At 60.1% G+C, this 20,649-nt stretch carries 16 protein-coding genes and 2 pseudogenes; 7 read left to right on the top strand and 11 right to left on the bottom strand.

Annotated elements, in window-relative coordinates; translation table 11 throughout:
- Positions 1-103 precede the first annotated feature (103 nt).
- The 3 genes from K1X11_RS20855 to K1X11_RS20845 all read right to left on the bottom strand — a co-directional run bounded on the left by K1X11_RS20855 (position 104) and on the right by K1X11_RS20845 (position 3,481).
- Complete coding sequence (locus K1X11_RS20855) at positions 104-1,399, bottom strand: type II toxin-antitoxin system HipA family toxin (RefSeq protein ID WP_221029313.1); 1,296 nt, start codon at positions 1,397-1,399, stop codon at positions 104-106.
- Entirely contained in the window at positions 1,396-1,791 is a 396-nt protein-coding gene (locus K1X11_RS20850; protein WP_221029314.1) for a helix-turn-helix transcriptional regulator, read from the bottom strand. The genes K1X11_RS20855 and K1X11_RS20850 overlap by 4 nt, the downstream gene beginning before the upstream one ends.
- Positions 1,792-2,452: 661 nt before the next feature.
- Entirely contained in the window at positions 2,453-3,481 is a 1,029-nt protein-coding gene (locus K1X11_RS20845) for an aldo/keto reductase (RefSeq protein WP_221029315.1), read from the bottom strand.
- Between the two features lie 426 nt (positions 3,482-3,907).
- On the opposite strand from K1X11_RS20845, the gene K1X11_RS20840 reads away from it, so the two are divergent.
- From K1X11_RS20840 to K1X11_RS23535, 4 genes are all read left to right on the top strand, one after another.
- Positions 3,908-4,207, top strand: a complete 300-nt coding sequence (locus tag K1X11_RS20840) for an AbrB/MazE/SpoVT family DNA-binding domain-containing protein (protein WP_221029316.1) — start codon at positions 3,908-3,910, stop codon at positions 4,205-4,207.
- A complete protein-coding gene (locus K1X11_RS20835; RefSeq protein ID WP_221029317.1) occupies positions 4,176-4,586 on the top strand; it encodes a PIN domain-containing protein in 411 nt (136 codons plus the stop codon). The genes K1X11_RS20840 and K1X11_RS20835 overlap by 32 nt, the downstream gene beginning before the upstream one ends.
- Positions 4,587-4,786: 200 nt before the next feature.
- Entirely contained in the window at positions 4,787-6,037 is a 1,251-nt protein-coding gene (dcm, locus tag K1X11_RS20830) for a DNA (cytosine-5-)-methyltransferase (RefSeq protein WP_221029318.1), read from the top strand.
- Between the two features lie 190 nt (positions 6,038-6,227).
- A complete protein-coding gene (locus K1X11_RS23535; RefSeq protein WP_221029631.1) occupies positions 6,228-6,578 on the top strand; it encodes a very short patch repair endonuclease in 351 nt (116 codons plus the stop codon).
- On the opposite strand, the gene K1X11_RS23465 is transcribed toward K1X11_RS23535, so the two are convergent.
- The 4 genes from K1X11_RS23465 to K1X11_RS20815 all read right to left on the bottom strand — a co-directional run bounded on the left by K1X11_RS23465 (position 6,547) and on the right by K1X11_RS20815 (position 11,305).
- Positions 6,547-6,978, bottom strand: coding sequence for an EcoRII N-terminal effector-binding domain-containing protein (locus K1X11_RS23465; RefSeq protein WP_221029319.1), 432 nt, complete (start codon positions 6,976-6,978; stop codon positions 6,547-6,549). The two genes, K1X11_RS23535 and K1X11_RS23465, sit on opposite strands and share 32 nt — an antisense overlap.
- Positions 6,975-8,786: a DEAD/DEAH box helicase gene (locus K1X11_RS20825; protein WP_221029320.1), complete on the bottom strand. Its 1,812-nt coding sequence runs from the start codon at positions 8,784-8,786 to the stop codon at positions 6,975-6,977. Before K1X11_RS20825 ends, K1X11_RS23465 begins: the two co-directional genes overlap by 4 nt.
- A gap of 11 nt (positions 8,787-8,797) precedes the next feature.
- Entirely contained in the window at positions 8,798-9,181 is a 384-nt protein-coding gene (locus tag K1X11_RS23530) for an HNH endonuclease (RefSeq protein WP_225919261.1), read from the bottom strand.
- A 441-nt stretch (positions 9,182-9,622) separates the two neighbouring features.
- Positions 9,623-11,305, bottom strand: a complete 1,683-nt coding sequence (locus K1X11_RS20815; protein ID WP_221029322.1) for an ATP-binding protein — start codon at positions 11,303-11,305, stop codon at positions 9,623-9,625.
- 828 nt (positions 11,306-12,133) lie between these two features.
- On the opposite strand from K1X11_RS20815, the gene K1X11_RS20810 reads away from it, so the two are divergent.
- Both K1X11_RS20810 and K1X11_RS23525 read left to right on the top strand, forming a co-directional pair.
- The gene (locus K1X11_RS20810) at positions 12,134-12,349 is read left to right on the top strand and encodes a hypothetical protein (protein ID WP_221029323.1); all 216 of its coding nucleotides are present in this window, start codon (positions 12,134-12,136) and stop codon (positions 12,347-12,349) included.
- 14 nt (positions 12,350-12,363) lie between these two features.
- Positions 12,364-12,660 carry a type II toxin-antitoxin system RelE/ParE family toxin gene (locus tag K1X11_RS23525; protein WP_425503839.1) on the top strand — a complete coding sequence of 99 codons (297 nt, stop codon included), beginning with the start codon at positions 12,364-12,366 and terminating at the stop codon, positions 12,658-12,660.
- Between the two features lie 137 nt (positions 12,661-12,797).
- On the opposite strand, the pseudogene K1X11_RS23545 reads toward K1X11_RS23525, so the two are convergent.
- Positions 12,798-13,640 (bottom strand): annotated as a pseudogene (locus K1X11_RS23545) (RluA family pseudouridine synthase); the annotation flags it as partial.
- A 126-nt stretch (positions 13,641-13,766) separates the two neighbouring features.
- Positions 13,767-14,594: pseudogene (locus K1X11_RS23540) on the bottom strand (sulfurtransferase); the annotation flags it as partial.
- A gap of 326 nt (positions 14,595-14,920) precedes the next feature.
- Here K1X11_RS23540 and K1X11_RS20800 point away from each other — a divergent pair.
- Positions 14,921-15,862 carry a PEP-CTERM sorting domain-containing protein gene (locus tag K1X11_RS20800; protein WP_221029326.1) on the top strand — a complete coding sequence of 314 codons (942 nt, stop codon included), beginning with the start codon at positions 14,921-14,923 and terminating at the stop codon, positions 15,860-15,862.
- Positions 15,863-16,039: 177 nt separating this feature from the next.
- Here K1X11_RS20800 and K1X11_RS20795 read toward each other — a convergent pair whose 3' ends face one another.
- Both K1X11_RS20795 and K1X11_RS20790 read right to left on the bottom strand, forming a co-directional pair.
- Entirely contained in the window at positions 16,040-17,878 is a 1,839-nt protein-coding gene (locus K1X11_RS20795; protein ID WP_221029327.1) for an ATP-binding cassette domain-containing protein, read from the bottom strand.
- 310 nt (positions 17,879-18,188) lie between these two features.
- Positions 18,189-20,537, bottom strand: coding sequence for a hypothetical protein (locus tag K1X11_RS20790; RefSeq protein WP_221029328.1), 2,349 nt, complete (start codon positions 20,535-20,537; stop codon positions 18,189-18,191).
- Positions 20,538-20,649 lie beyond the last annotated feature (112 nt).

Here is a 20,649-nt window from a genome sequence, read left to right as displayed (position 1 = left end):
GAGCCTAGACCAACAGCAGTGCGTAGCCGGTAGGCGAAGCCATCCGTGTCCATCCGTGGTTAAAAAACAGCCCTGCCTCTCAGCCCCCCCGGCCTCCCGCTCCTCACCACCGCAACCGATGCGCCGCGGCCACCTGGCGTATCCACGTTTCACTTACGCCGGCCTGTTCGCCAAACTCCGGCCAGCGCCGCACCGCCGTCACCACCTCTTGCAGGATCGCCCGCGTGCGACCGCGCTGCATCAGGCCCACCTTCGCGCACGCCTCAAAATCCGCGACCGTGAACCCATCCCGCTTCCCATTTACGGTCATCTGGTGCGTCGCCGTCCACGGCCCGCCCGGATTGTAGGCATACATCACGTCGTAGGCCGGAGCCAGTGACCAGCGCCCACGCCGGTCCATCAGGAACGCGATGTTCTTCACGTGATCGTCCTGATTGCGCGCCACCACATTAAACACCATGCGCCGGAACTGCTCCTCCACCGCCGCCATCGGCAATCCGAGCTGACGGATCACCTGCAGCGCCTGCTCGTAACTGCTCGCCCCGGCCGCATTAAAATCCAGATGCGCCAACCCGCCCAGCGACTGCATGTGCAGCTTGTCGCCGCTCGCCGTGCGATCAAAACGCCGCGTCATAAAATGCCGCCGCCCGTTCTCCTCCAGCAACCGACAGTCACTCATCGTGATGCCCGCCGCCCGCGCCATCAGGTGGTAGGCGTATTCAATCGCTCCATACCCCTGCGGATCGTCCAACTCCTTGTCGCGGTTGGCACTCACGCCATCGAACTTCAGCAGCCAATACTCAAAGCCCGCCCCGGCATCCACCTGACCCGACCGCACCTCCTGCGTCGTCGGATTCCACGCGATCACCGCCTTGGCCCGCGCTCCGCCGGCCGACGTGCCCACCCGCAAAATGTCGTTGAGCGCCTTGCTGCGCCCCTTGCCCGCCAAACTGCCCTGCAGTCCGCCCCGCGCGCGCAACACCTCACTCGCCAACGCCACCAAGGCATCGAGCTCGATCTGCACCGCCTTGCGCGGACGCGGCCCGATGCGCGGATAAAATTCCAGCGCCCCCATGCCCCGCGCCCCCGTGTAACACAGCCGCTCCACCGCGTTGAAACTCGCCGGACTCCGCCCCTGCGTCGCCAGCCAGGCATCGATCAACGCGTTGCCAAACTTGTCCGGCAGCGCATCGGCCAGCAGCCCCGGCAGGCCGTGGAAACTCTGCCTCGACAACTCCGGAAAAACATACGGCCGCTCCCGCAGCGGCATCATCAACGGCGCCACCTCAATCCCGCTGCGCAAAAACGCCGGCGCATACTGAAACGCCGCCACCTCGTCGCCCGGCTCCAGCGCCACGGCGCCGATCGTGGTGCCCCACAACCGCACCTCCGCGTTCACGCCTCATCCCCCCACGACCAAGCGCCCGGCGCCTCCTCTTCCACGCGCCCGGTTCCCCGCTCGCTCGATTTGGCTCGCGCCCGCTTGCCGCTCGCCCGCCGACGCCGCCCGTCCTTGGCCTGCGCCAACAACTGCTGCATCGGCCCCGGCTTCACCTCGGGCAACCAGACATCGAGCCGCTCCAGCAAACCCAACACCCGGCTCACCCGCAGCAACGCCGACAACTGCACCGCCACCTCCCCCGACTCGAGCCGCGCGACCGTCCGCGCCGACACCCCCGCCTCCCGCGCCAGCTCCGCCTGAGTCAGGTTCCGCTCCAACCGCAACGCCGCCACCCGCGCCCCCAACTCGCGCAAAATCACCTCATCCGTCAACCGTGCTTCAATCTTCATAAAACGCCCTTTCTGGCTTATTTCCCTGCAATACGGTCATAATAAGCCACTTCTGGCAAGCCCTCAAACCTGCCACTTCTGGCATCATTTACCCTCAAAACGAGCTTACTTGCCGTTTTTGGCGTCTTACAAGAATCCTACGTCACCGAGTTCTTACGCTAAAACCGAAAAGCTCCGTGGCTACGAGCGTGAGCGAGTGGATGGATCAACCCGCCCGCCGACGTTTTACACATAGTCAACGGAGGAGAAGACGGAGACAACAGAGCCAGTCCACCGCCACGCGGTCGAGGACGCCCGCGACCACCTGAACCTCCGAGGTGGACGCCGACCTCCGGGCGGCGTCGGCCCCTGTCGGACTACTGCCCCTCCGGACCACCTATCTCCGCGCCTTTCACGGTTCCAGATGCAGAATCAACTCTCCCGAAGAGACGATGAACCGGTAGGTGAATCGCCATCCGTGTTTATCCGTGTCCATCCGTGGTTAAAAAACTGCGGAGGAGTGGCCCCCATTTCCCTGAGTCTCAGATTCCAACCTCACGTCCAGAGCCTAGACCGACAGCGGTGCGTAGCCGGTAGGCGAAGCCATCCGTGTCCATCCGTGGTTAAAAAACTGCGGAGGAGTGGCCCCCTTGTCCGCCATAGCTCGAAGAGCGACGGCGGATCACACCGGCGGCGGATTCCGCTCCGCGAAGAACTCCTGGTGCCAATACGGATACGTCTTCTGTTTCGAGCTCGCCGCATTGAGCGTCTCCATCTGCGCGTCGCTCAGCGACCAGTCGACCACCGACAGGTTGTCGCGCAACTGCTGCTCCGAGCGCGCACCCATGATGACACTCGCCACGCTCGGCCGCTGCAGCACCCACCGCAGCGCCACCTGCGCGACCGACTTGTTCACCTCGGCAGCCACGGCATCGAGCGCGTCGACCACATCATACACAAACGCCTCCTCCGCCGGCGGCAGATAAGCCCGCCCCCGTTCGTCGTTGAGCCGACTCACCTTGGGTCGCGCCTGACCCCGCCGCACCGCGCCCCCCAGCCGTCCCATGCCCAGCGGACTCCACACCACGGTCCCCACGCCCTGATCGAGCGCGAGCGGCATGAGTTCCCATTCAAACTCGCGCCCCAGCAGCGAATAATACGCCTGATGCGCCACATACCGCGCCAGCCCCAAGCGGTCGCTCGTCGCCAGCGACTTCATCAAGTGCCAGCCCGAGAAATTGGAACAGCCAATGTGCCGCAGCTTGCCCGCCTGCACCAAGTCATCGAGCGCCTGCAACGTCTCCTCGACCGGCGTCAACGCGTCGAAGGCATGCAGCTGATACAGATCGATGCAGTCGATCCCCAGCCGCCGCAAACTCCCCTCCACCGCCGCCGTGATGGCCGCGCGCGACGAGCCGATCCCGTCGGGTCCCTCGGTCCACCGAAACGTGCCCTTGGTTGAAATGATCACCTCATCGCGTCGTCCCTTGATCGCCTGACCGAGCACCTCCTCCGCCACGCCCCCGCCATACACATTGGCCGAGTCGAAGAAGTTCATCCCGTGCTCCAGGCAGACATCCACGAAGCGCGACGCCCCCGCGACATCGACCGCGCCCCACCCGCCGGTCGTCTCCTCCGACCCAAACGTCCCGGTCCCCAAACAAAGCACCGGCACCTTCAACCCCGACCGACCCAACTCACGATATTCCATGACGCCAACTCAAGGCAACGAGGACGCAGCGCGCCAGCGCGGAGATGGCGCCGACTGAATGGAGGCGTCGCCCGTTAACGGGCGATTTCACGACGGGGAGCCCATCGGGCCGTCGAGAAACAAAACAGAGCCACTCCGCCGAAACACTAAGCGTTGAATCACCTTGCTCACCCAGGTGAACGCGGACCTCCGGTCCGCGTCTCGTCCGCCTCAAATGTCGGGCCGTCGCTTGCGACGCGCCGCCCACCCGGTCCGCCATAGCTCGAAGAGCGACGGAGGATGCCTCTCCGCCCCCCACCCCGGGACCTCGCCCCCAATTTCAGCATTCCCGCTTTTCAGCTTTCAGCATTTCGACGCGCGATCCGCGCGCCCACCGTCTTACTTTTCCCGTTTGTCTTACTCCTGAAATCGTGACGCACTCCCGTCATGTCCGAGCCGCCCCGCCAACACACCGTCCGCTTCACGACCAAAGGTCAGGTCGTGATTCCGGCCCGACTGCGTGAGTATTTCCAAATCGAGAGCGGCACCGAAGCCATCGTGGAGGAAACGGCCGACGGTATTCTGCTGCGGCCGATCACCGCCAAGTCGATCCGGCAGGCGCGAGGCATCGGTCGTGGAGCGACCTCCAAGCCCATCACCCCGGCGGAACGCGCCAAGTTGAAGGCGGCAGAACGAGCCCTAGAAGACGCCAAGTATGCCCGCCTCACCCAACGTCGTTCTCGATAGTTTCGCACTCATCGCGTTTCTGCGGGACGAGACCGGAGCAGACACCATCGAGCAAATTCTGCAGGATGCCGCGGCCGACCGGTGCCGATTGTGGATGACCGAAGTCAATTACGCCGAAGTGCGCTACATCCTCGAGCGCAAGGAGGGTCTCGCCACGTGGCAGGCCAGTGCTGCCGCCATCGCCACCCTACCGATCCGCTTCGTATCTGCCGACCGGTCCCTCGCCGATGCGGCAGCCGCGATCAAAGCCTACAACAAACTCAGCCTCGCCGACGCCTTCGCCGCTGCCTTGGCCCAAGAACTCCCCGCCACCCTCATCACCGCCGACCCCGAGTTCAAAGCACTGAGCGACACCCTCTCCATCGACTGGCTGAAGTAGCAAGGCTGCCATCAAATCTGTCCAATTTCCCCGCGGTCCTATTTTGGGAGTGCGTGGTAATCTAGTAATGGTCCGTCATATTGCCTTCCATTTTCTTATCCCTCTAAGATTCTTCTACTTAGACTGATTTGCCTTGGACGTTAAGGATACAAATGAAAAACCATCCTTTACTGGGGAATCAAACCCGACATTTTGGCGTCATGGACTCCCCCCAATCACTATTTACGCGAGCGCGAGAGGTATACTCCCAAGAACAAATCGCTAGTAAGCTGCAAAGAACCGTTCGCACAATAAGTCGTTGGGAAAACGGAGATCAGCCAATTCCGGCGATGGCGGGCGAATCTCTTAAAAAAATGCTCACGGGACCGATCGAACCAAACGAAAACAAGGATATCTTTGGGACAAAACGCGATTTCACGTTTATTGATCTTTTCGCTGGTATAGGCGGAACACGACTTGGATTCGAAGCCGCAGGAGGGCTCTGTGTCTTCACTTCTGAGTGGGATAAATACGCCGCTCAAACGTATCGGGCAAATCATACGGATCTTCACAAGATTGAAGGCGACATAACCTTTGCCGAGGTGCAGGACCAAATACCAAGTCATGATATTCTTGTGGGCGGATTCCCATGTCAGCCGTTCAGTTTGGCTGGCGTAAGTAAAAAGAATAGCCTAGGACGGAGTCACGGATTTAAATGCGAAACCCAAGGAACACTATTCTTCGAGATCCAGAAAATACTCGAAAAACACAGACCCCGAGCATTTCTCCTTGAGAACGTAAAAAACCTTCGAAGCCACGATCGTGGAAACACCTTCAAAGTCATAATGAAAGTCCTGCGGGACGAACTTGGATATACTGTTCATGAAAAAATAATAGATGCGAGATGCCTCGTGCCTCAACACCGCGAGAGGATTTATCTAGTCGGGTTTCGCGAGGACCTCGGATTCAATTGGGACAATGTCGAATTCCCTCCAGAAAGCAACGGCCCGCTCCTTGAAGAAATTCTACACAAGTCCAATGAGCCCGCAGAACCGCCCTACACCGAAGACTGCTGTGGCATAACTCGAGTCGCCGAAAAATACACTTTGTCCGACCACCTTTGGGACTACCTACAAAAATACGCAGAGAAGCATCGAAAAGCAGGCAACGGTTTTGGCTGCAGCGTAGTAGGATCCACTGACGTCTCACGAACCCTATCGGCACGCTATCATAAGGACGGAAGTGAAATTCTGATCAAAAACCACGATCGCAATCCACGGAGACTGACACCTAGAGAATGCGCAAGGCTCATGGGCTTTCCCGATTCATTTTCAATTCCTGTTAGTGACACACAGGCGTATCGCCAGTTCGGTAATAGTGTAGTGGTCCCAGTCATCGAGCGAATCGCAAACGCGATGGCGAAGTGCCTTAATGGAAAGATATCTCCCTCTTATTCAAGTCCTCGGGACTAAAGCGACCTAGCCCAGATTTTGGACACCTCAAACAAACTCGCTCAACCGGCTACATGATACGAATCAACTTTTCTAGCCATGCCTGACGTTTTCACGCCAAAGAAGCGCTCAGAGGTCATGTCAAAGATACGAAGCCAAGGAAATCTGAGCACAGAAATCGCGCTTTTGGGTTTATTCCGAATAACACAGAATAACAGGCTGGCGACGCGACCCAAAGATCTATGGCAAACCTGATTTCATCTTTAAAAAAGAGAAACTAGCCATATTCGTAGATGGATGCTTCTGGCACGGATGCCCAAGTCACCACAAGAAACCCACGACTCGGGCAGAATTTTGGGAAACAAAAATCGGTCGGAATATTCAAAGAGACAGAATAGTCTCTCGAACGCTGCGCGCCGACGGATGGGCTGTCATACGCATCTGGGAATGTAAATTAAGAGATTATCCACTTTCTGAGGTTAAAAGAGTAAATAGGAAGCTGCGCGAACTTCGCGCTCAAATTGAAGCCTCTAAAACACCCGCTTCCAGCCTCGTAAAATAATCAATCCCGGAAGTGGATCCTCTTCGGCACTCATGCTGTCGGCTTCACGCTCCAACCGAATGCCATAGTGAAATGGGGTTGACTTATTTGTAAATACGATCGAGTCGCCAACTTTAGCACCCCACCTTCTTAAATACTTAGTCATATGGGTAATCCTATACTCATTTCGAGTATTCCTGCCGTGCAACCTCCCATTATAATAAATGTATCTCATCCTCCATTCCACCCCGGAATCATCCTCACAAAGAAGCCAAGCATCTGGATTGAAAACTGCAGGATCCAGCGTCGGAAAGAATGACAGCAGAGCATCGTCGTCTCGAGGAACACAAATTCCTGCTTGGTGGCCACCAGTCTCGCCCGTGTCATTCGCAGTGAGCCGTTTTCTGTAACTCGTTGTCATAATTTACCTATTGGAGAAAAGGAAAGAGCATGTGCGAAGTCCTCGCCATCCCTCGAGCTAATGGGAACGGAGTTGTCAGACAGCGCTCTCTTCCATTGGGACCGCGCTACCATAACTTCTTCAACGGTGTTTTCGTAGAAGAGCCGGTAGATTGTCACAGGTTCCGTTTGCCCTCGCCGATGCGCACGGGCACTGGCCTGCATCTCCAACGCGGGATTCCAGCATTGCGTGAAATGAATCACGACGGTCGCGGCGGTGATATTCAGTCCAGCACCAGCCGCCTTCGGATTGAGAACAAGAGCCCCCGGCCCCTCATAGTTCGAAAACTCGTCGACAATAGCCTGCCTGTCGCGCTGCGGCGTAGAACCGTTGATCGCATCCCAATAAAACTGCGCAGGATAGTCAATTGCCTCACGGAGAATTGGACCGCAGGCGTTGTAGTTGGAAAACACCAAGACCTTTCGCCCCAGAGAGAAGGCTTCGCGAACCAGGCTTACCGCCTGTTCAATCTTCGGCGTAACAAGATCGTCGCTACACCCACCGATGAGCGACACCCGTTCCTCCCAATCAGGACTCTCGAAATCCTCAGATTGCAACAACGGGTGGGCACAAAAGAGAGCCAGCTGCCCCGTCGCTACCAACGCACCCGCGGTGGGGTATTTTGCGATGGTTTCGGTCCGAATCTTCTCGTATTGCTGAGCAAGATGCGGGGAAAGCTCCAAAGGCATATCGACATCGATTCGACTGGGGAGGTCACCTGCAACGTCAGCAACGCGCCGCTTCAATACAATGGGATTGGTAATGCGAGAGACTGCCTGCGCATCGCTGATCTGATCAGAATAGGCCGACTCAAACTCGACCTGAGTTCCCAACAATCCGGGGATCGCAAAATCACAAAGTGACCAAAGATCCGTAAGGCTATTTTCCACCGGAGTCCCGGTGACAGGAATGGATCTCGCACGAGGAATAGCTGCCAGTGCCTGACGCCTCTTCGATGACGGGTTCTTGATCGCCTGAGCCTCATCACAAACAACGAACGACCATTGAAAAGCAGAGAAAATCGCGATGTCGTTAACGACGGTATCGTATGTTGCGATAACAACTTGGGCTCTCATCAACCCTCGATAGACTCCGGTTCTATCCGAACCGCGGTGGATCAATATTGAAAGCGATGGCGCGAATTTTCCGAGTTCGCGATGCCAGTTCGCGATCAAAGTCGTAGGACAAACAATGAGAGCCGGAAAATCGTTCCGGGGCGGATCCAAGAGGAACAGCGAAATAACCTGTATCGTCTTCCCCAATCCCATCTCGTCCGCCAAGATCACTCCGGAAGTGTGGAGGAGGGTCTTCCTCATCCACGAGACGCCTTCTTTCTGATACGAATAAAGCGTTGCTTTGAGATTTGGGATCTCGGCGATTTCTCCAGACTGCTTCGCGCCTTCGTTCGCGGTTTGAAACACCGGATCACGGATTTCAATCGAGATGATGCCCATGCTCGCTCTCTGAACCCGCAAAACCTGGGGAAGCGTAAGTCCGTCCACGTCCAAGCCACATACAACAGGTTCAATGACCTCCGAAATATCAACGGGAAGGGGCCTTATTATAGACCGGTCCAATACCCAGTTGTGGCCAAGCGAAGGAGCCTCGACAATTCGAGACTGCCCACCAGACATCAGTTTGGCACAAAGCCTCAACGTGATTCGGGAAGAGACTCGATCAATCACGAGCAACGGATCTTGAATGCGCGCCGACAATCGCAAGCCCTCCGGCACATCCCTGATTTTTCGAAAGTCCGGATCCAAATCCATATCGCTTGAAGTCAGGAGATCCCCATCAGAGACCGCAATTCATCGGGAGAGAACGCAGGGACCCGGCAGTGGATCGCGCGGTGACAATTCGGGCAAAGTGGAATCAGATCTGAGGCAGGATCATAGGGCCTCGGAGCCGATGATTCGGAAAGCGGCTCGATGTGATGAACTTCGATAATCTGCGAGCCATCTGGACCGTAAACTGTGACGGGATCGAACCCACAGACTTTGCAGATGCGGCCATGAATGGAAATGCAGAGGAGCCGATTTCGACGACTGCGCTCCCTTTTCCGAACAACTGATTCCTTGATTCCGCCTTCCCACTCGGCAGTGGATTCTGGAATGGCGTCATCCACCCCGAGGAGTTCCGCAACAGCCCCAACAAGCGGGACCATCGCAATCGACGCACTCCGCTCAACCGCCCCGTCACTGTGCAGCGATTCAACGCCCTTTATTGTTACTCGTATCCGCAGATCGGAGGAAATCTGCCACCTCCCATTTTCGTCAAGCGGGGATACCTCAACATCAAACCTTTGAGCGAGCTGCTGAATCAAAGCCCATGCTACGGCACATCGCTCCTCAGTTAGCGACTCTGTGATGTGTCGGACGCAGGGTTTCGCGTAGTTTCCGAAATGGAAGTCAACAATGTGGCGGTTCAGGCCGCTCGGCCGAAGTCCAAAAACGGGCCCTTCCTGACGCGTCCACCCCGAAAAATGAACCCTCAAACCGCTGCGGAGGCCGGACTCATCCAACTCGACATTCACATCTGCTCCAGTCTCCTGCCGGATTACAAATTTGAGAAGCTCGGATTTGCTCCCTAGCATGGCCAAGTAAGACTACTCTGAGTCTTCTGAGTCATCGGCATCTGCTCCAGACTGCGGGAGAGGAGTCAGGCGAAGCAGCTTTCTCAGGTTACTGGAAACCTCCTCGCGAATATCTTCCCAGATCGGTTGAAGCTCAGAATCAGTATTGTTCTGCTCCGCCGCAGCGAGCGCCCACAGCAAGAGATCCATTCCCTCAACAGAGACCCCAGACCGAGCCTGCGAATAGATCTTAGTGTAGAAATCATGGTTCTTGTTCAGGCGGACACCAGTCGCGTGATTGACACTTGTAGCACTCGTCAGGTGAGGCTCCCAAAGGTATCCTGTCGTAATATCTTCGACAGCCTGGACGTAGAGTTGGGCTGGATCCACGTTGCTCTGAACCGGCGTAACGATTTTGACAGAATGACCTCGATTGTTGGTGACAGTGGCCTCGCCGGCGTCCGAATCGACACCCTCAACACTGCTGGTCTTTTTGTTCCCAGTTTCGCCAATCGTCTTATTCGCATCCTTGTGGCTGACACCTCCGGTCACAGCTACCTTCTGTTTTCGCCTGTATCGAAGATCCGCCTCTCGGTAGGCTCCGGCGAGGAGTTTCTTGAGCCCATCCTCAAGGCCTGGATCGAGCAGGATCCTCGACTTCTTAACGTCGACAGCAAACGCCTCGTCAAGTTCGGCTCCAAAATCGAACTCAATGCGAAAAAGCGACCAGTGCGGATCGTCAGACCGCCACAACCCCAAATACCCTCCATAGTGGATTACACGCCCTTCACGATGGATATAGAACCCCTGCCCTCGGTTTGAGATCTTGGCATACTTCCGGTTCTCCTCCTCCGTCATGTCCTTGGAGTGAGGCAGAATCCAAGCCTTCACTTTTGCAGTCTGAACCGTTCCGTCCTCGAGCTGTATCGGCACATTCGTCTGAGCTTCGGGCAAAACCTGCTCTGACTTCTCGGGATAAAATGGATTCCAATACTCGACCTCCTCTCCGTTTACCGTGATCCGCACGTCAGAGAATGCTGTTTCGGAAGGATTGAGGTATTTGTGAAAGATTAAAGCGCAATGCTCCTTCAACTTCTTGATGCGATAGTTGACCGCCTGCTGTTCTTTGGTCCCCCCGGGAACTTCGTAACCCTTGCTGAGGAGGCGATCGCATTTTTCCCAAACCACCAACGTCCCCTTCTCTCCACACAGCTCCTCAAACAGCTCTTCTTCGTCTGCGGTAATGGGCTCCTTGACCATCTCCCAACGATTGACCGCCTCAACGTGCTCCAAGTCCCACGCCAATTTGGCAAGCGGAGCATCGGGCGTCATCCGTGAGATAATGCCAAACTTGAGACAGACGGAACTCGAAGCGGTCTTCAGCCCCAAGCCGAACTTTCCGAGGGACTTGAGTATTTGTCTTTGATCGGCCCCATATCGAAGAGCGTTCTGCAATCCATCCTTATCCATCCCATCCCCATTATCCCCAAAAAAGACGAACTTGCGGCCGTCAGGGGCCAACTCGATTCGGATGTTCACCTCTTTCGCGTTTGCAGCGATCGAATTGTCGATAACGTCCGCACACGCAGTGTATAGATCATAACCGGTGTCTCGAAGACCATGGATCAACCTTGAGGGATCCGGCATGTTCAAGAGATCCACCTTGGAATCACCCGACGTTTCATGTTGGAGGCTTGGAGGATTCGATTCGTGCATGCGTGTAATGAGAAAAGGATAGCTCTCTGAGCTGAATAGCATTCAACAGAATGCCAATCCCATATTATTCAGACCCAACATCTTATTTCGGAAACCTATTTCGCTTTCGCCCGACACTCTCAGGAGCGCGACTACACCATTCTCTTTTTCGCTCGCCTCGAGAAGCGGATCGAAACCGAGACTGCGCCCTTTGTCTTCCTCGGACCAGCCAAGTCCCTTGTCTCCGCCGAAGGTGACCGTCCCATTTCAATGGTGTGGGAACTCGAACACCCCATGCCCGCCGCTCTATTCGAAGAAGCCAAAGCCATTTGATTATTTGCCATCGGCATTTCGGGCACGGGTGCCCAACGGGCGACCGCGATCACCACACGAGCTGAAGCTCAAAAACCGGAAGCGCCTGCTCTACCGCTTCCGCCGCATCGGACAGCTGCCGGGCGCAGACTAAATCCTCGGCTCCGAACGCGAAGCTTTTCGTGTCGTTCGTGTGTTTCGTGGGCCAATCGGTTTGGTTTCGGAATGGGGTCCTCCTGCAGCGTCCTGAACAATAGCCACCCGTCCACCGCCGACCGCGTCCGGAGGCCACGGTCCACCCCGCTACCCCATCTCCGTCACAAACTCCCACCCCCTCCATGCTCTCCGTGCCCCCTCAGAGACCTCTGTGACGAAACCCGCGCCGGCCTCTCAGCCCGTCAACCTCTTCACGCCTTCCCTGTCCGCCAAAGCTCACCGAGCCGCGATGAATTGCGTTAATGCCTCCGCCGGACAGCTCTGTCGCGCATCCCAGATTGGACTCTTGATCGGAATCGATTCCCGCTTAGGGTTCCCCCCATGAGTTTCAACGAGGTCATGGCCGAACTTCCTTCGCTTTCATTCGAGGAACGCCAGACCTTGATTCGCCACGCGATCGAACTCGATGAGCTTCCTTTTTCCCCTGTTCAGGAGCAGGAAATCGAACGGCGCCGCAACGTGCACGCCGCCGCCCCCGAGTCCGCCATCCCGGCAGCGGAAATGAAGAACCGCCTCCGTCAGCGACTGGAGCAATGAACTGACAGGTCGTCATTCGACCCGAGGTCGAACACGACATGGGAAAGGCGGCCGATTGGTATAATGAGCGGCAACCCGGTTTGGGGCTCCGCTTCTGTGAAGAGGTGTTTCAGGTCTGGGATCGCTTGGCCGAAAATCCCCACGTCAGCGCGCGTCGACATCCTCTGCGGAATATTCGCTGGCTGTTCCCTACTCACTTTCCCTTTCGCGTCGCCTACGAGATCGATGAGCGCCGGATGGAAGTGGTCATTCTGGCCGTAATGCACGCCGCTCGCGCCGACTCCCCGTGGACTAAACGAATCAGCGACTGACGTCGGCCTCCACCTTCGCGCCCTCCCTGTCCGCCAAAGCTCACCGACCCGCGGAGGCTTACGTTATTACTGCATGCTGACCGGCCTTTTCGTGTGTTTCGTGTGTTTCGTGGTTAAAACACGGCATGCTGACGGCCCTACTCCGCCGCCCACGCCGGCGCGTGGTCTTCAAAGCTCACGCGTTCGCCCGTCGTCGGATGCGTGAACTCCAGCCACTGGCAGTGCAGACACATCGGCGCCGCATCCGGCGCGAGGGTCTGGGCGGTCTCGGTCGTGATCGCCTCCCGGCCATAGGTCGGGTCACCGACAATCGGGTGCCCCAGACTTTGCAGATGCAGACGAATCTGATTCGTGCGCCCCGAGATCGGCCGCGCTTCGATCAAGGTCGTGTCATCACTTTCTCGATACGCCACGACTGAGAAGAGCGTGCGCGCGTCGCGGCTGGCACCGTCGCCCTCGCTTACGCTGCGATTGCCCGCCGGACCGACCGCGTCGCCAATCGGCAGTTTGCACAGCTGCGTCTCCCACTCCGGTTTGCCGTGCACTCGCGCCAGGTAGACTTTCTCGACCTCGCCCCGCGCGAACTGCGGCTGCAACTGGCCCGCGTGTTTCCGCGTGCGCGCCAGCACCACCAAGCCGCTGGTGTTCGCATCCAGGCGATGCGCCGCGCGCAAGCGATATGGCCGGAAGGCCTGCGCCAAGATGTAGTCGAGCGTGTTGCGGTTAAAACGCCCCGCCGGATGCATCGGCAACGGTGCCGGTTTGTGCAGCACCACGATAGCCTCATCCTCAAACAACAGCCGGATGTTCGCATTCACCGGCGGCTCCACCGTCGCGGGCTGCAGTTGAGCAAAAAACTCCCCGGCGCGCACCGCGCGATCCAAGCCCACCGGCGCCCCGTTGCCATCCACCAGCCGACCTTCCGCCACGATCGTCGCCCAATGCTCGGATGGCAGATGCGGAAACGCCGCCGCCAGCGCTTCACCCAAGGTCGCGCGATCAAAATCCCCCGGCACGTTGAAGGGCCGCTGATTGTCATACGGCACGCTGCCCGGCAGCGGATCGGCCACCGCCGCGAGCGCCGCCTGCCGCTCGGCCAGACGCTCCGCCGCCCGCGCCGCCGGCGGCACGTAACAATGCGGACAACTATACGGCGGCTGGTAATGCGGATGCGCCTGCTCCGCCGCGGTGAGCGGACTCTGACAATGGAAACACTGACTCGAGTCGGTCTCCGCCAGCGCCGGGTCCACGCCCACGCGTTGATCGAAAACAAAGCACTCGCCGTCGTAATGATCGCCGCCGACTTCCTCAAAATACTTCAGGATGCCGCCATCGAGTTGGTAGATCTCGCGAAACCCCTCGCGCTCCATGAACGGCCCCGCCTTTTCGCAGCGAATGCCGCCGGTGCAGAACATCACCACCGGCTGCGCCTTCAGGTCCTCCGGCAGCTTCGCCACCGCGTCCGGAAAATCGCGAAAGTGATCGATGCCCGCCGGCACCGCGCCTTTAAAGGTGCCCTGCTTCACCTCGTAGTCGTTGCGCGTGTCGAGCAGCGTCACCGGCCGCCCTTCATCGAGCCAGCGTTTGAGTTCGGCCGCCTTGAGTTTCGGGGACGTGCGCGCCGCCGGGTCGATGCCCTCCACGCCAAACGCGATGATCTCCTTTTTGATGCGCACCAGCATGCGGTTGAAAGGCTGGTGTTCACTATCGCTGTATTTCGGCGCGAGGTCTTCCAGACCCGGCACCGCCCGGATCTCCGCCACCAAGGCATCCACGTCGGCGCGCGGCCCGGCGATGAACAGGTTGATGCCCTCCGTCGCCAATAGGATCGTGCCCTTGAGCCCCCGCGCCTTGGCAAAAGCCAGCAAGCGCTCACGCAGCGCCTTGAGGCCGTCGAGCCGGGCAAACTTGTAACAGGAAATATTGGCGAACATCGGGACGAACTCTCACCGCATCGCCCCGCTCCACTCCAACCCAATTTTCAACCACGGATGAACTGAGACAGTGCTCCCCACTCCACCGCAGTTTTTTAACCACAGATGAACACGGATGGCTCCACTAACGTTTCGCCTTTCTAAGAGCCTGCAGTGCGTAGGCGGTAGCCGGAGCTATCCGTGTTCATCCGTGGTTAAAGAAAAACCTGCCTCTCGGCCGTTACGTGCCATCACGCGGCTCGGCCCTAAACCAGTTTTCGCCCACTCCTTCGCAAGTGACGCTCAGCCCGCAACTCGGCCTTACGGCACAGTCTGCGTCCCACGTCATGCGTTACCTCCTTCGCCTCCTTTTCGCGCTGGGCTGCGCCGCCCTGCCCGCCCGCGCTCAACTCAGTTTCGCCTTCGACTACAGCTACGACAGCGCCGGCTTTTTCTCCGGCGAAAACAGCTACCGCCGCGCCTACCTCGAAGCCGCCGGCGCCTACCTGACCAGCTTCGTCGACGCCACGTCCGTGACGGCGATCACGCCCGACGCCACCAACTCCTGGGCCCCCGTCATCTTCGACCCGGCCGACTACACGCAGACCATTGCGCTGGGCAACATCTCGGTCGCCGCCGACACCATCGTGGTCTACGCGGGCGGGACGAGTTTTGAGTCTCCCACCACCGTCGCTTACGGCGGTCCCGGCGCCGGCAGCGTGCCCGACGGATCCAGCATGGAATGGATCTCCACCCTGCTCTATCGCGGCCACGTCGGCTACCGCATGCCCCCCATCGGATCGATCACCTTCACCACCGACTGGGCGTGGTATTTCGATGACGATATCAGCACCGTGGAAGACATGGGCACCTCGCTCGACTTCTTCTCCGAAGCCATCCACGAGCTCAGCCACTTGATCGGCTTCGGCACCACCGAGACTTGGACCGGTCTGGTCGACAGCGCCAACGGTCTCTTCCTCGGTGCCAACGCGATGGCCGAATTCGGCGGCGCCGTGCCGCTTGACGACCTGCAACAGCACTGGGCCGAAGGCACCATGGACTACGTCGCGGGCACCACCGTGAGTCACGAAACTGCCATGGATCCCACCATCTACGAAGGCGAACGCAAATACCTCACCGACCTCGACGTCGCCGCCCTCGCCGACATCGGCTACACCCTCAGCGCCGTCCCCGAACCCGCCACCACCACCGCCCTCCTCGCCCTCGTCACCCTGGGCTACGCCACCCTCCGCCGCCGCCGCAAACGCCACTCCACCGCAGGTTCTTAACCACGGATTAACACGGATGGCTCCACTAACGTTTCGCCTCTCTAAAAGCCTGCGGTGCGTAGCCGGTAGGCGAAGCCATCGGTGTCCATCCGTGGTTAAAAAACATCCCCCTGTCCGCCATAGCTCGCAGAGCGACGGAGGATGCCTCTCGGCCGACGCATCCGTGGTTGAAAAAACCTACGCCTGCTCGCTGGCGGTTTTGATCGCCTCGAGTTCTTCCCAGCGGGCGAAGACCTCCAGCGTCTCCTCTTCGATCGCATCGAGCCGCGCTTTGATTGCCGGCACTTCGGCCGCTTTCTCGGCGTAAAAGGCCGGATCGGCCAGCTTGCCGGTGAGCTCTGCCTGCTCGGCTTCCAAGGCTTCGATCTTCGCCGGCAAAGCCTCCAACTCGGCCTTCTCCTTGCCGTTCAACTTCCGCGGCTTCGGCTGCTTCTTCCATACCGGCTTCGCCTTCTCCGGCTCCCCTGTAGCCGGGGTCGTTGACCCCGGTGCCTTTGCCGGCTGGTTCCGCGCTCGCTCCGCCGCGTAGTCACTGTAGCCGCCGACATACTCGCGCCAGACTCCGTCGCCCTCCGCCACCAGCGTCGACGTCACCACATTGTCCAAAAAGTCACGGTCATGGCTCACCACCAGCAGCGTGCCGCCGAAGTCCACCAGCAGGCTTTCCAACAACTCGAGGGTCTCGGAATCCAAGTCGTTCGTCGGCTCGTCGAGCACCAGCACATTGGCCGGCTTCGTAAAGAGTCGCGCCAACAGCAGCCGGTTGCGCTCCCCACCACTCAACACCCGGGCCGGCGTGCGCGCGCGGTCGGGCTCGAACAGGAAATCCTCCAGGTAGCTGATGACGTGCTTGCGCTTGCCGTCGACCGTCACGTGGTCGTTCCCCTCGGCGACATTCTCCATCATGGTCTTGTCGCCATCGATTTGGGCGCGCAACTGGTCGAGATACACCACCTCCAACCGCGTGCCGAACTTCAGCTCACCGGCCGTGGGTTGCAGCTCCCCCAACAACAGCTTCACCAAAGTCGTCTTGCCCGCGCCATTCGGCCCCAGCAGACCGATCTTGTCGCCGCGCCCCACCATGAGTTCGAGACCTTTGACCAGCGGCGTGTCACCAGCTCCCGGATACGCGAAGTCCACTCCGATGGCCTCGACCACGCGCTGACCACTGCGGTCGGCCTCACTCACGCGCATGGTGGCGTTGCCCTGCAACTCCCGCCGCGAACGTCGCTCGGCGCGCAACTGTTTCAGCCGCGTCACCCGACCCTGGTCACGCGTGCGCCGCGCCTTGATACCACGGCGGATCCACGCCTCCTCCTGCGCCAGAAACTTGTCCTTCTGCGCCCACTCCCGCTCCTGCACTTCCAGGCGCTCCGCCCGACGCACGAGGAAGGTTTCATACGGGCAGTCCCAGTTGGTCAGCACGCCGCGATCGAGTTCTACGATGCGCGTCGCCAGCTTCTTCAAAAACGCCCGGTCGTGGCTCACGAAGAAGAGCGACAAACCGCTCTCCAGCAAAAACGTCTCCATCCACTGGATACTCTCGATATCGAGATGGTTGGTCGGCTCGTCCAACAGCAGCAGGTCCGGCCCACTGGCCAGAGCCTGCGCCAGCAACACCCGGCGCTTCAATCCGCCGGACAGCGACGGGAAGTCCGCCGTGGGGGTCAGCGACATGCGCTCGAGCAGGTTCTCCAGCCGCACCTCCTGCTCCCAATCCTCCTCGTGGTCGTTGAGCGGCACCAGCCCGGCGGCGACCACATCGTGCACCGTGCCGGTCAGCCCCGCCGGAATGTCCTGCGGCAGTCGCGCCACCCGCACGCCGGGGGCTTTTACGATCGTGCCCCGGTCCGGCGCCATGTCGCCCGCCAGCAGCTTCATGAAGGTCGACTTACCGCTGCCGTTGCGCCCCACCAGACACACCCGCTCGCCGGCATCCACTTGGAGGTTCACCTCCTCGAGCACAGGCGGTCCACCAAAGGCATGGGTCAGGTCATTGATCGTCAGCAGTGGCATAAATGGAAAAACAGGCCGCCCACGTTGCCAGCGCCCCCCACCCCGACGCCAGACCGATTTATCCCAAAGAAAACATCCTTCATCGCAGATTTTTTAACCACGGATCCTCCGTCTCTCTACAAGCTATGGCGGACCAGAAAGCCCCTCCTGCCGCAGTTTTTTAACCACTGATGGACACGGATAAACACGGATAGCGATTCACCTACCGGCTCATCGTCTCGGATGAATAACCACTTCAGTGCGTAGCCGGTAGGCGAAGCCATCCGTGTCCATCCGTGGTTAAAAACTGGTCTGCCTCTCGGCCGCAGGCCTACCTCGCCAGCCGGTAATACAGCTCGCCTCCCGGCACGGGGCGCACGGCCCAGCGGCCCGTCGCCACGCGCTCGCGCAGCAGGTTGTCATCGACATCCGCGGCCTGCCGCCACGCGTCGGTGACCAACACGGCCCACGGGCGCTCCTCTTCCAACAACTGGGCCATCGTCCGATTGGGTCCGGAGTTGCCCGACACCGCGTTGACTGGCTCCACCCCGCGCGCCCGATCCCGCCCCAAATACGTTTCGTAGGTCGATGCGCCGTAGCCCACCAACACATAACGTCCCTCCGCCGGCCATACCGCCGCCAAGGCTTTGGCCGTCGTCGCCACCGGCTGCGACTGCGCATGCGCCACAAAGACCGCCGGCGTCGCCACCACCACGCCAACCACGCTCAACGCCACCACCCCACCCAAGCCGGCCAGCACCAGCCGCCCCCGCTCCGGCCACCACCGCGCCAACGCGGTCAGGGCCAATCCCGCTCCGCCCAACGTGAGCGCCAGCGCCGGCAACAGATACGATTCCTTGGCCAACACCACCAACCCCGGCCCCACCACCAGCAACCCGCCCAGCAAGAGCACCACGGCCCCGCTCGATGCCTTGATGTAGGGCTCGACCTTGGTCGAGCCGCCCGCGCCCCTCCGCGTCTGCGCTCCGCCCGCCACCAACCACAACACCGCCAACGCTCCACCCAAACCGACCACCCACGCCAAGCCCCAGGCGGGCCGCCAATACTCCACCACCTCGCCCGCCGCATTCGCCAGATTCCACTGCACATGCCGCAGCATCGCGCCCGGATTCACCGCCCATGCCTCGCGCAACGAGGTCGCGCCCGGAAAATCTTGGGCGATCAATTCCGGATACTGCGCGTAGGGGTTAAAGTCGCTCAGCCCCCGCACCATCGCCGTCTGCACCGCGTAGTGTTGTTGAAAGGCAAACCACCCGCGATGCCCCACCCCACCCCACGTGACGCCGCCTTTTAGCAGCGCGCCCAACCCGAGCAACAGCGTGAGCACCGCCAGCGCCACCACCACCGACTCTCCCCGTCGCGCCTGACCCCGTATCCAGAAATCCGCCACACCACGTCCGCCCGCCTTCCGATCGCGCCACCACATCCAGCCCAGCCAGCCGACCACCGCCACCAGCGCGAACTGGTAATCCTGCCGATACGCCACCGCCCACGCCAGCAGCAGCGTGCCCACCAGCGGCCAACGATCGATCACCGCTACCGCCGCCAAAAACCACACCCACGCCGCCTGATACAACAAGGTCGGATACTGCAGCTGAAACCACGTCGCCGCCCACGCCACCGTCGCCGCCGCCGCCGCCCCGGGATTCCGCCACAGCCGCACCAGCGCCAGATACAGCATCAGCGCCACCGCCAGCTTCACCACCCCGTGTTGCCAGATCACCGTTTGACCGGCCTCGCCCCACCACGACAACACGCCGTATTGCAGCGCAAAACCCGGCCCGGTGTGTAACTCGCCCAACACCCCGCGTCCCGCCGCCCAATCCGCCCCCCGCCCCGCAAAATTCGCCTCGTCCCACATCGGCCAATCGATGCCCTCACCGATCCCCCGCAACTGCCAAGCCTGCGCCGCCACCACAACCACCGCGCCCACCAGCACCCGCCCCGTGGTCACGCGCGTCGCGCCCACCGAGAAGCCCACCAGCGCTCGCCACACCCAACGCGCCCCCGTCCGCACGGTCCCGCCCAGCCAACGCGGCACCACCCGATGCCAACGCACCCGCGTGCGCACGGCCTCCGTCCGGCCCAGCGCTGTCCGCAGCCCGATCAGCGCCAGCGCGCCCAACAACCACCAACCCCAAGGTCGCCCTCGCGCATGCCGCAACGGCGTGCCCAGCCCAAACCACACCTGCGGATCCGTCGCGCCAACCACCGCCGTTGCTTCATACCAGTCGCCACGTGCTTCCCACGTCGCCAACTCCAGCCGCGGCGTCACGGCCGACGACGGAAACCGCGCAATCACCCGCCCGGTCGCCGACTCCAACCACGGCGCCCCGACCGCAAACCCTCCCGGCCCCATCATCGGATCCAGTCGCAGCGCCGCGATCGGCTCCCGCGGCAGCGCAAACCGCACCATCGGCTCCTGCCGCGGCACCACGTTTTGTTGGGAAACGTCCCCCGCCCACAGCCCCTGACCCACGTCAAAATACACCTCCGCCAGCGACACCTGTTCCACCTGCAACGGCACCATCAGAAAATTGGGACTGCGGGCATCGATCCGATCCAAGCGCGCCAACCACCCCGCCCACGCCAACACCGCCACCGCCAGCAGCGGCAGCCCCCGTGCCAAACCACGCAGCCAGGAATCAGGCAACACCATCGCCGCGACGTTGCCACCCCCACCGCCCCCGTCAACGCCAGCCCCATCCGACCAGATTAAACACGAAGACAGCAAAGGTCGCAAAGCCCTGTAGAGACGAGCGTGAGCGAGT

The sequence above is a fragment of the Actomonas aquatica genome, assembly GCF_019679435.2.
GTDB classification, from domain to species: domain Bacteria; phylum Verrucomicrobiota; class Verrucomicrobiia; order Opitutales; family Opitutaceae; genus Actomonas; species Actomonas aquatica.
Note: the sequence above shows the minus strand (reverse complement) of the source record. Positions and strands in the feature narration are given on the sequence as shown.

Bases quoted from the DNA above. Each gene is read 5' to 3' on its own strand.
- K1X11_RS20850 (WP_221029314.1), bottom strand. From the start codon at position 1,791: ATGAAGATTGAAGCACGGTTGACGGATGAGGTGATTTTGCGCGAGTTG.
- K1X11_RS20845 (WP_221029315.1), bottom strand. From the start codon at position 3,481: ATGGAATATCGTGAGTTGGGTCGGTCGGGGTTGAAGGTGCCGGTGCTT.
- K1X11_RS20840 (WP_221029316.1), top strand. From the start codon at position 3,908: ATGTCCGAGCCGCCCCGCCAACACACCGTCCGCTTCACGACCAAAGGT.
- K1X11_RS20835 (WP_221029317.1), top strand. From the start codon at position 4,176: ATGCCCGCCTCACCCAACGTCGTTCTCGATAGTTTCGCACTCATCGCG.
- dcm (WP_221029318.1), top strand. From the start codon at position 4,787: ATGGACTCCCCCCAATCACTATTTACGCGAGCGCGAGAGGTATACTCC.
- K1X11_RS23465 (WP_221029319.1), bottom strand. From the start codon at position 6,978: ATGACAACGAGTTACAGAAAACGGCTCACTGCGAATGACACGGGCGAG.
- K1X11_RS20825 (WP_221029320.1), bottom strand. From the start codon at position 8,786: ATGGATTTGGATCCGGACTTTCGAAAAATCAGGGATGTGCCGGAGGGC.
- K1X11_RS23530 (WP_225919261.1), bottom strand. From the start codon at position 9,181: ATGGTCCCGCTTGTTGGGGCTGTTGCGGAACTCCTCGGGGTGGATGAC.
- K1X11_RS20815 (WP_221029322.1), bottom strand. From the start codon at position 11,305: ATGCACGAATCGAATCCTCCAAGCCTCCAACATGAAACGTCGGGTGAT.
- K1X11_RS20810 (WP_221029323.1), top strand. From the start codon at position 12,134: ATGAGTTTCAACGAGGTCATGGCCGAACTTCCTTCGCTTTCATTCGAG.
- K1X11_RS20800 (WP_221029326.1), top strand. From the start codon at position 14,921: ATGCGTTACCTCCTTCGCCTCCTTTTCGCGCTGGGCTGCGCCGCCCTG.
- K1X11_RS20795 (WP_221029327.1), bottom strand. From the start codon at position 17,878: ATGCCACTGCTGACGATCAATGACCTGACCCATGCCTTTGGTGGACCG.
- K1X11_RS20790 (WP_221029328.1), bottom strand. From the start codon at position 20,537: ATGGTGTTGCCTGATTCCTGGCTGCGTGGTTTGGCACGGGGGCTGCCG.